Origin of the sequence: Mesorhizobium sp. M2A.F.Ca.ET.039.01.1.1, assembly GCF_003998035.1 — a bacterium.
In the GTDB taxonomy this organism is placed as follows: Bacteria; Pseudomonadota; Alphaproteobacteria; order Rhizobiales; family Rhizobiaceae; genus Mesorhizobium.
In genome coordinates this window covers 1-1,732 of record NZ_RZRY01001031.1, presented here as the reverse complement: position 1 = coordinate 1,732, position 1,732 = coordinate 1, and the positions used below count along the sequence as shown (strand labels likewise).

Annotated in this window: 2 protein-coding genes; both read right to left on the bottom strand. The window is 65.8% G+C overall.

What is annotated here, in order from left to right:
* A partial coding sequence (locus tag EOA24_RS36940; RefSeq protein WP_189354556.1) for a flagellar biosynthetic protein FliR occupies positions 1-277 on the bottom strand: 277 nt, incomplete at its 3' end.
* A partial coding sequence (locus EOA24_RS36935; RefSeq protein ID WP_127410761.1) for an FHIPEP family type III secretion protein occupies positions 274-1,732 on the bottom strand: 1,459 nt, incomplete at its 5' end. The genes EOA24_RS36940 and EOA24_RS36935, both read right to left, overlap by 4 nt.

Genomic DNA, 1,732 nt, shown 5'->3' with positions numbered 1-1,732 from the left:
CTTCCATATGAAGCCTGGTCATGGCGCCGATCAGCCCGCCGACCAGCAACTCGGAGACGATCATCGGCGCGAGCACCTGCGGGCGCGGATCGACGAACGGGTAGATGCGGTCCCACAGGAAGGCGAGCAGGCCGCCGGTCGCGGCAACCGAGACGAACAGTCTGATCTGCAGCGGCACGCGCGCGCTGGACAGGCCGGGCATCAGCATGAAGCAGGCGCCGATGCGGCAGAAGGCGAGGAACGCGGCGATGACGACGCCTTGCGAGAGCGCGTTCACGAGATCGTTCCGAGCACCTTGATCTCGACGCCCTTGGCGATCTCGACATGGCTGAGAACGGGAAGCGTGGTGAACAGCCGCTCGATGATCATGCGCACATAGGGCCGCGCGTCGGGCGCGGTGACCAGCACGAAGCGCTCGCCGGCCTCGAGATGCTTGCGGATCGCCTTGGTCGCGTCCTGGCCGAACTCCTCGAGCTGGCGCGGATCGATGTCGAACTCGCGTACCTCGCCCTTGGCGTCACGCTTGAGGCTTTGATGGAAGGCGAGGTCCCAGCGGTTGCCGAGGCGCAGCACCTTGAGCGTGCCGCCTTCGGAGAGGTCGCCGCAGATCTGCTGCGCCATGCGGATGCGCACATGCTCGACGATCTGCTCGGTGCGGCGCACATGCGGCGCGATCTCGGCGATCGCCTCGATGATCAGGTGCAGGTTGCGGATCGAGACGCGCTCGGCGAGCAGCAGCTTCAGCACCGCCTGCAGGCCGGGGTAGGAGATGTGCGAGGTGCAGATCTCGTCGGCGAGCTTGCGGTATTCGGGGTCGAGCCGCTCCAGCAGCGCCTTCATGTCCTTGTAGGAGAGAAGCTGGGGCAGGTTGTTGCGGATCACCTCGGAGAGATGCGTGAGCAGCACCGACATGTTGTCGGCGAAGGTGAAGTTCTCGCGCTTCAGATCCTCGGCGAAGGTTTCGAGCACCGAATAGGCGCGCATGCCGAAGGCCGGCTCGCGGATTTCCTCGCCGGGGATGTCCGGCACGCCGCGCGTGCCAAGCAGCACCATGATCTCGCCGACGCGCATCTGGTATTCGGCGACCACCGTGCCATGCACCTTGATCTGGTAGCTCTTCGGCGGAATGGCGAAGTCGTCGGCGACGCGCACTTCCGGCACGACGAAGCCATATTGCTGGGCGAATTTCTTGCGCATCTTCGACATGCGGAAGACCAGTTCCTGGTGCGCCACCATCAGCCGGGTCGACAGCTGCTTGCCGATCAGCAGCTCGATCTCGGCGGTGACCAGCGAAGCCTTCACCGAGTTCTTCTCCTCCTCGACCTTGTTCGCCTTCTCCTGCGTCTTCAAGGCTTCGGCGGCGGCAAGCGCGCGGTTGTGGCGCAGCGGGATGATATAGCCGAGGCCGGCCATGCCGCCGGCGAGCGCGAAGAAGGGGAACAGCGGCAGGCCGGGCATCAGGCCAAGGATGACCAGCAGCGAGGCCGCGACATAGAGCGCGCGCGGATGCGCGCCGAGCTGGCCGAACACCGCCTGGTTGGCCGAGCCGCGCGTGCCGCCCTTGGAGACGAGCATGCCGGCGGCGAGCGAGACGATGAGCGCCGGGATCTGGGTGACGAGGCCGTCGCCGACCGACAGCTTGATGAAGACATCGGCGGCCTGGCCGAGGCCCATGCCGTGGCGCAGATAGCCAATGGCGATGCCGCCGACGATGTTGATGGCGGTGATGATC